This is a genomic window from Lysinibacillus halotolerans, from assembly GCF_003711845.1.
Lineage (GTDB): Bacteria > Bacillota > Bacilli > Bacillales_A > Planococcaceae > Ureibacillus > Ureibacillus halotolerans.
Map to the genome: position 1 here is coordinate 1 of NZ_RHLQ01000085.1, position 7,061 is coordinate 7,061.

8 protein-coding genes and 1 riboswitch are annotated in these 7,061 nt (G+C 37.3%); all 8 genes read right to left on the bottom strand.

Going from position 1 to position 7,061, the window contains the following annotated elements; translation table 11 throughout:
- Positions 1-183 precede the first annotated feature (183 nt).
- Entirely contained in the window at positions 184-837 is a 654-nt protein-coding gene (locus EC501_RS17930) for a DUF1801 domain-containing protein (RefSeq protein WP_122973702.1), read from the bottom strand.
- A 316-nt stretch (positions 838-1,153) separates the two neighbouring features.
- A complete protein-coding gene (locus EC501_RS17935; protein ID WP_122973703.1) occupies positions 1,154-1,483 on the bottom strand; it encodes a CHY zinc finger protein in 330 nt (109 codons plus the stop codon).
- Positions 1,484-1,508: 25 nt separating this feature from the next.
- Positions 1,509-2,096, bottom strand: a complete 588-nt coding sequence (locus tag EC501_RS17940; RefSeq protein WP_122973704.1) for a biotin transporter BioY — start codon at positions 2,094-2,096, stop codon at positions 1,509-1,511.
- Between the two features lie 167 nt (positions 2,097-2,263).
- The gene (locus tag EC501_RS17945) at positions 2,264-3,232 is read right to left on the bottom strand and encodes a tRNA dihydrouridine synthase (RefSeq protein WP_122973709.1); all 969 of its coding nucleotides are present in this window, start codon (positions 3,230-3,232) and stop codon (positions 2,264-2,266) included.
- 481 nt (positions 3,233-3,713) lie between these two features.
- The gene (locus EC501_RS17950) at positions 3,714-4,436 is read right to left on the bottom strand and encodes a thiamine phosphate synthase (protein ID WP_122973705.1); all 723 of its coding nucleotides are present in this window, start codon (positions 4,434-4,436) and stop codon (positions 3,714-3,716) included.
- A gap of 1 nt (position 4,437) precedes the next feature.
- Positions 4,438-4,737: an MTH1187 family thiamine-binding protein gene (locus tag EC501_RS17955; RefSeq protein ID WP_122973706.1), complete on the bottom strand. Its 300-nt coding sequence runs from the start codon at positions 4,735-4,737 to the stop codon at positions 4,438-4,440.
- Entirely contained in the window at positions 4,734-5,579 is an 846-nt protein-coding gene (gene thiM, locus EC501_RS17960; protein ID WP_122973707.1) for a hydroxyethylthiazole kinase, read from the bottom strand. Before thiM ends, EC501_RS17955 begins: the two co-directional genes overlap by 4 nt.
- A gap of 151 nt (positions 5,580-5,730) precedes the next feature.
- Positions 5,731-5,830: riboswitch (TPP riboswitch) on the bottom strand.
- A 173-nt stretch (positions 5,831-6,003) separates the two neighbouring features.
- Positions 6,004-6,807 (bottom strand): DNA-formamidopyrimidine glycosylase, encoded by an 804-nt coding sequence (mutM, locus tag EC501_RS17965; protein WP_122973708.1) that lies wholly within the window; start codon positions 6,805-6,807, stop codon positions 6,004-6,006.
- Positions 6,808-7,061: the final 254 nt, after the last annotated feature.

A 7,061-nucleotide genomic window follows, 5' to 3' on the forward strand; every position in this document is an offset into this window, starting at 1 on the left:
AATTTGGTTTGACGGCCATTTTCATTATATCGAGAGGAGTTTTTAATTCCATCTCCATTACCACTCTAAAAGTATATTTTCACACGTGCAGAGCACGTGGTTTTAAAAGAATTAATAAAAACGAATTCCAAAAATAGGAATTCGTTGTTTAATAAGAGTTGAAAGAACGCAATGAAGACTCGATTAACGAACAGCTTTGTGGGAACCATCACAGTTAGGCATTCTTTTAGACAGTCCACAAGTACAATCCTTTAATCCTTTACCATTCAAAATTTGTGGGATATATTTTTCAACCCTTGCCGCCCGTGTTTTCGATTGTTTCGGTTGGGAGAAGTGAAAAATGTATGCTCTTTGACGCCCAGGAGTTAGTGCTTCAAAAGCAGTTTTCAAGTCGAAATTTTCATCTAATTTCACTTGAAATTCTTCTGGAATGACGTATTCCGTATCTTTTTTGTACTCCACTTCCAAACCAGCTTTTTCAACTTCAATAGCTTCATGAATGTACTCTTTTATAATATTTTCCATCTCAACAATCTCTTGGACATCCGTAAATCGAATCTGACGGGCTGCTTGTACATTCTCTGTTTGTTGGATCAAAATCCCATGATTATCTTTTAATAGAGCGCCTTTGTGAAACAGCAATGCACAATATTCTTTAAATCCGTGTATTAATACAATATTCTTTTTCTTATAAGTATAACAAGGATGCATCCACTTAAATTCCTCAGTTAGCCCACATTCAAGAACAATCGCTCTTAACTCTTCAAATTCAGCCTTCCATTTTTCAGCTTTATTTAGAAATTCATCCACTTTAGGATTGATATTACCCTTTGTCATAATAAGAGCACCCCTCTCCATTATTCTTTTGTTTGAAAACCATTTACCTTCGTTCATCCATTATAAATAGTATAAAACCCCATATAAAAGATAGGCAAATTGCAAACTAATAGAGGAACTCTTTCAGGAATCTTTACCTATTAAATAGTTGCTGAACAACATGATTCACTTGAAATGATGGAGAAACAATTAATAACATTTAGAGGACAAAGTTACAAAATCACTTATGAAAAATGGGATTCTTCGTAGTAAACCAAGTTCCATATGATGAAACGGAACTTGGTCTGCTAGATTTTCAAAGTATGTGCGGCAATATTCACACTTCAAAATATAAATGTTGATGAATGTTGCAACCTGGATTAAATGCACTTTTGCAGGTTGGACATGTAGAATTGCAAGATAAATATTCATTAATAGTAAGTTCATATCCACATGCCCCGCATAACACGGCCTTTTGGTGAAATTGATTTTTCGGCCAAACTTGTGGATGGGTGCAACCTACTTCTTCATGACAGGAGAAGCACGGAAAATATGTATCGCAACAGTAAAATTTAATTGCAATTCGATCAATTTCAGAATGATAATGCAAACACCGTGTTTCTTTATCGATGCCTTTCCCTTTTATTTCATGGCCATGAATAAGCATTTGATCCTCCCCTTTTTGCTAAACATCATTTCTTATACTTTTGTACAATTGGCTTTAGTCGATAGCCGAATATTCCGGCAAAGATAGCTAAAATTATATCTTTTGGTAATGGGACCATCATCCATGCCCAAGCCATTTGATAAGTAAAGTTTGTCGGTGCTTCAAACCATAACTTATATGCAACATACATCCAATTGGTCCCTATGAAATAATTTATAGCTGTTCCAGCCAATGCAGCAATTACAAATCCTTTTGTTGTAGGAAACTTCCGAACGATTGCTCCAACTATGTAAGCAACGATAACATATGAAAGAATAAACCCAAAAGTAGGTGTAACGAGTGAATCTATACCTCCTAAAAACTTGGCGAATACCGGTAAGCCAGCTAGTCCAATAAAAAGATAAAAAAGCATAGCAACAGCTCCTGTGCGACTACCCAATAAAATTCCGGCTATTATCGCAAAGAATGTCTGAAGGGTAATTGGTACACCACCGATAATCAAAAATGAGGAAATGTTGGCACCGATCATCATCAATACGGAAAACATTGCAATTTGTACCATACGTAAAGTGCGTGAATGATTATTTGTTCTAGTGATAGTAGCAGTCATCATATACCTCCCTATATCCAATTTTAGAAATAGTATATTGAAACAGTATCATTACGTCAACCTATTTTATATTTTAGTTAACATAAAAATTCCCCTTTCAAAGAAAAAAACAACAGCCAATTAGACTGTTGTTTTCTTTTACTTATAGGTGAGCTCATTTACTCTCTGCATCAATCTATTTGGTTCGCTTCAAAATGATCAAGTAATGCACGTACTTCATCCGTTGTTTTTGTGTTCATTAATTGATTTCTGAGTTCGCCTGCACCACGGAATCCTTTGACATAAATTTTGAAGAATCGATGAAGCCCTGTCACTGGACGTGGCAATTCTTCTTTATATTGATCATGTAGATCAAGCTGCAATCTTAAAAGGTCTAAGTACTCCTTACTACTATGCTCTTTCGGCTCTTTTTCAAAAGCGAAAGGATTTTTAAAAATCCCCCGTCCGATCATTACGCCATCCACACCGTACTGTTCTACGAGCTTCAGACCTGTTTGACGGTCAGGAATATCTCCATTAATTGTGAGCAACGTATTTGGTGCCACTTCATCTCGTAACTTTTTAATTTCCGGAATTAGTTCCCAATGGGCATCTACAGCGCTCATTTCTTTTCTAGTACGTAAATGGATGGAAAGATTAGCGATATCCTGTTTTAAAATATGCGTTAGCCATTCCTTCCACTCATCTATTTCTGTATAGCCAAGTCTTGTTTTCACACTTACTGGAAGTCCTCCTGCTTTTGCTGCTTGAATAATTTCAGCAGCTACATCTGGTCGAAGTATAAGGCCACTTCCCTTTCCTCTAGAGGCAACATTCGGTACAGGACAACCCATATTAATATCAATACCTTTAAATCCTAACTCGGCCATCCCAATACTCATTTGACGGAAATATTCGGGCTTATCCCCCCATATATGTGCAACAATTGGCTGTTCGTCCTCTGTAAAAATCAAACGCCCGCGCACACTTTTTTTTCCTTCTGGATGACAATAGCTTTCCGTATTTGTAAACTCCGTAAAAAATACATCCGGTCTACCTGCTTTACTTACGACATGACGAAAAACAACATCCGTCACATCTTCCATTGGTGCAAGTACAAAAAATGGCCGCGGTAAATCAAGCCAAAAATTTTCTTTCATCTTCAAACTCAAATCCTCTCATTATCTATAAAACATCAAACTTATCGTAAAAAACTTCTTTTACACTTATATCATGTTCAGTAACCTATTATCAAAGACAATACACTCAGACAATTTAGTTTGTCAAAAAATATTGGGGTCAAAATTTTAGTAAACAATATAAAATGAGAAGAAGTTGACATTGTAAAAAGACATGCCCCTATAAACTATCTGTGGAAGTTTTGCTTTACTAAGTTTATTTTCTCTCTTCTCCAACAAATTTATTTACATAAATCAATAAAAATAGTGCAAGTAGTAATGCGGCGATTTTCGTAATTTAAACTACTAATAAGATCTTTTTTAGTTCCTTGTGGTAGCCTCACATTTCCCATTATGTAAATATTATCTCACTTAATTTGTAATAAGGAACATAAAAGAAGACAACGCCAAATAGGCATTTGTCTTCTTTTAAGAACATCAAGTATCGGCATATATTAATAACTCAGTTAACCGAACACTTTTCCCTAGATTTATAATCGTTCCAGGCATTCACTAATTTTGTTGCCTCTAGTTTTGGATTATCAGCCTCCGTCACAGCTGACACAACAAAGAAACCATCCGCTCCTGTTTGGGCAAGGGAAGGTATATCAGCAAGCTTAACACCACCGCCTACGACTACCGGAATCGAACTAAGCTCAGAGATTTTAGCGATATCATCAAAACTTCTTGTAATGACCCTGCCATCTTTTCCAAGTCCACAATCAGGTTTTGTTTGTGTTTCGCGTAATGGTCCAACACCAAAATAATCAAGTTGAGAAACATCCGCTGTTTTTATATACTCAAATAATTCATCTGCCCGAGCTGATAAACCGACAATGAGCTCTTCACCTAAATATTCACGACAAACATCTACTGGTATATCTGTTTGTCCCACATGAATACCATCCACTTTAATCCCTTCTTTTCTCGCAGCTAAAACAATATCTAGTCGGTCATTTACAAGGAGCGCAACCTCTTTGGATTTTCCAGCTTCTTCAATGGCTTCTGCCGCTTGACGTGTTAGCTGAATCAATTCCTTCGCAGAGGCAACTTTGGAACGAATTTGGATACAAGTAAACCCTGCATTCACCGCATCTTTAATAATTGTGGCAACTGGACGACCTTTCGTATTTTCCGGACCTATCACTAAGTATTTGGAAATATCAAGTTTTTTTACAATACTCATTTTATCCTCCTAAAATATCATTTACTTTATCTACTTTCGTATTGATCGTATTTGTATATCCTGGTCGAATATCTGCTTTTAACACTACTTCCGTTCGAATTCCCTTCTCCGCAAGGACAAATGTCGCCTCTTTCACTACTTTCATTACTTCGTCCCATTCGCCCTCAATCTCCGTAAACATCGATGTCGTTCGATTTGGTAATCCTGACTCCCGAATCACTTTCACAACTTCTGCGACTTCCTCTGCCAATTCATCGCCTACTCCAAAAGGCGCAATAGCTACTGCAACTAATGTATTCATAAAAATGAAACCTCCTCTATATCCAATGAATTGTTCGCAATGTCTTCCGCCGTTGTTTTATATAATTCATCTATAAACTGAACTTGGAAACTTCCTGGACCATCCACTTTAAGTTCAGCCCGTTTACCGGCTACATTGTACACCGTAGTGGCGGTAAGTGCCGCAATGAATGGTGATGTTGCTGTAGCGTAGACAGCTGCTACTCCACCTAACGAACAACCTGCCCCCGTAATTTTCTCCATAAAGTGAGAGCCTCCATAGGAGACAGCCATGATTGAGCCGTCTGTTACTAAATCCGTTTCACCTGAGACAGCAACAGCGCCTCCTGTCCACTTAGCAAGCGCAATAGCTGCTACTTTAGCCCCACTTACTGAATCAGTAGAATCAACACCACGAACATTCGATTGTTCTGTACCTCCATCTAATCCCCATAAACCAGCTAATGCGATAATTTCCGAAGCATTCCCTCTAATAATTGTTGGCTTATATGCCTTAAATTGTTGTAAAAGTTTTGTTCTAAGTGAACCAATACCGACAGCAACGGGATCTAAAACCCATGGCTTTCCTGTTTCATGCAACACCTTCGCTACATAAGGTAACGTCTCCTCATAAATCGGTAACAACGTTCCCACGTTGATACACATAGCTCCGCCAGCTTTTGCCAAAAACTCCGCCTCATCTGGCAAGTACACCATAGCGGCAGATCCACCAACAGCAAGCTGTGCATTTGCTACAAGATTAATCGTTACAGTGTTCGTAATCGAACCTGCCATCGGATTCGTCCCTCTTACCGCTTCAACCGCCTGCATCATTTTACTTTGAATCTCTTGCTTGTTAACCACTTTGCAAACACCTCTCTATTTCCATTCTTTATACGAACGAATAGATCAACAAAACAGGGGATTAAGGTATGAATTCACTTAGGCTCTATATAATAAAAAAATGCTCTCCCATTAAATAAAAATGGGAAAGCACAATTCAAATTATTGCTTATAAATCTAATGAATCGCTTCCCTACACCAGTGTTAACTGACAGGTTCAAAGAGTCAGGTTTTAACCTTCTCAACTCCGAAGAGTCCCCCCGCAATATTTACTATTCAGTTTGTTACTACACATACTACCAACTGATACACCGTATGTCAATTTGTGCTAGTTCCAGCACGAAACTGCTTCATCATATGCGGACCGTCTTTGGCAACACATGAATGTTGTAAAGCTAGGAAGCGTTTTAAGTCTTCATATTCATAAGCTTATATAAAATTCACTTTATTTTTGGCAATTAGGGCAAAAGAAAGTTTTCCGATTAGAAATTTCTTCTTTTAAAATGGGGGTATGGCAACGGGAACATGCATTACCTTCTTGATCATAAACATAGAATTGGTAACCTCCTGTTTTGTTATCTCCCTTATATAGTGGGTTTTCCATATAACCACCTTGTTCGATTCCTTTTTTAAAAATAAACTGAATCGACTGATAAACCCGAGTTAATTGTTGCTCGTCTAGCACATTGATTTTTTTATCTGGGCGAATCCCTGCATGCCAAAGAATTTCATCAGAATATGCATTCCCTATTCCAGCTAGCACTTCTTGATTGATTAATGTTGTTTTTATCATTCCCTTTCTTTTTTCCATTAGCTGTTGAAAGGTATCCAATGTGAAATCGGGATCAAGTACTTCTAGTCCTAGTTTTTCAAACTCTTTCTTTATCTCTTCTGGTGATAAAAGATGCAAGTAACCTAAACGCAGTCCAATAAAATATAAATGTTGTTCTCCAAAAGATAATTTTACTTGAATTGTTCTGTCTGGTTTATCTTCCTCTTTACCAAAAAACATCCATCCACCAAGCATTAAATGTAACAGTAAACACGAATCATCCTGTAATTGGAAAATTAAATACTTCGCTCTTCTCGTAATCGTTTTTATCGTTTGATTTGAAACTTGTGCAATAAACCGTTCAACTGGTACGTTAATCGATTTTTCCCGTCCAATCTCAACATCTGAAATTTTTTGCCCACCTATCAATGACCCTAGTAATGATTTATATGTTTCCATCTCCGGCAATTCAGGCATAATACTGTCCTCCAATTTATCTTCGGTTTATACAGTATTTCCTATTGGATGGTTATTATAAATGGATGCATTTTGGAAACAATCTAGCCCGATTGGTTACTTTTTTAAATGGGTTGCAAAGTGCTTTCTGAATTAATAAATATCCGCCTGTAAAACAGGCGGTTTTAGTAACGCCCTATAAGGGCTCCTTACTAACTGCCCCTAAAGGGGCTTTTTTAATTGACCGTCAACCGTATTTGTTCTTTAATCTCGTT

Coding starts and splice junctions, on each gene's coding strand:
- EC501_RS17930 (WP_122973702.1), bottom strand. CDS start 837: ATGACAAAGGGTAATATCAATCCTAAAGTGGATGAATTTCTAAATAAA.
- EC501_RS17940 (WP_122973704.1), bottom strand. CDS start 2,096: ATGATGACTGCTACTATCACTAGAACAAATAATCATTCACGCACTTTA.
- mutM (WP_122973708.1), bottom strand. CDS start 6,807: ATGCCTGAATTGCCGGAGATGGAAACATATAAATCATTACTAGGGTCA.
- EC501_RS17955 (WP_122973706.1), bottom strand. CDS start 4,737: ATGAATACATTAGTTGCAGTAGCTATTGCGCCTTTTGGAGTAGGCGAT.
- EC501_RS17950 (WP_122973705.1), bottom strand. CDS start 4,436: ATGAGTATTGTAAAAAAACTTGATATTTCCAAATACTTAGTGATAGGT.
- EC501_RS17945 (WP_122973709.1), bottom strand. CDS start 3,232: ATGAAAGAAAATTTTTGGCTTGATTTACCGCGGCCATTTTTTGTACTT.
- EC501_RS17935 (WP_122973703.1), bottom strand. CDS start 1,483: ATGCTTATTCATGGCCATGAAATAAAAGGGAAAGGCATCGATAAAGAA.